The sequence below is a fragment of the Gordonia sp. i37 genome (assembly GCF_002043085.1).
Lineage (GTDB): Bacteria > Actinomycetota > Actinomycetes > Mycobacteriales > Mycobacteriaceae > Gordonia > Gordonia polyisoprenivorans.
On sequence record NZ_MVPX01000214.1, the window covers coordinates 1 to 789 of the forward strand.

The window sequence follows — 789 nt, forward strand, 5'->3', positions numbered from 1 at the left end:
GCCCCGACACCCTTCTCTCGACCCGATGCGGCTACGGCCGCATCGGGTCGAGTGCTTTCTGTGTACCCGACTTTCTGTGCACCCGAGATGCCCACCCGAGATGCCGCCGTCACGCGCAGCCGCAATACTGGGGCAATGACCTCTCCTTCGCGCGGTGCCCCGGACTGGCGTCCTTCCATCTCGATCGTCGACCACATCGTCGTCGACGACGAGGGCCGCACCCTCACCGAACCGCTGCGTGAGGACATCCGATTGCTCGGCGGCATTCTCGGCGACATGGTGCGCGAACACTCGGGGGCGGAGGTCTTCGACCTCGTCGAGTCGGCGCGAGTGGCGGCGTTCAAGATCCGGCGGGCCGAGATCGATCGCGACGAGTTGGCCGATCTGTTCGTCGATCTCGACATCTCGGTGGCGATGCCGATCATCCGCGCGTTCAGCAACTTTGCGCTGTTGGCCAACCTGGCCGAGGACATCCACCGTGAACGCCGGCGGATGATCCACGTACGGGCCGGCGACCCGCCCCAGGACAGTAGCCTCGACGCCACGTACGCCAAACTGGCCGAGGCCGGTCTCGGCGATGACGAGGTGGGTGATGCGCTCGCCGACGCGACGGTGGTGCCGGTGATCACCGCCCATCCGACAGAAACCCGCCGGCGGTCGGTGTTCGAGGCGCAGAACCGGATCACCGAGCTGATGCGATTCCGGTCGCGGACCGAACTGACGCCCGCCGAGGAGGCGGCGGTCACCGAGGGAATCCGGAGGCAGATCCTCACGCTGTGGCAGACCGCG

At 67.0% G+C, this 789-nt stretch carries 1 protein-coding gene; it reads left to right on the forward strand.

Translation table 11 applies throughout. The features are described 5' to 3' along the window. Positions 1-135 precede the first annotated feature (135 nt). Positions 136-789: phosphoenolpyruvate carboxylase (locus B1964_RS09805; protein ID WP_139765690.1), on the forward strand; the 654-nt coding region annotated here is incomplete at its 3' end.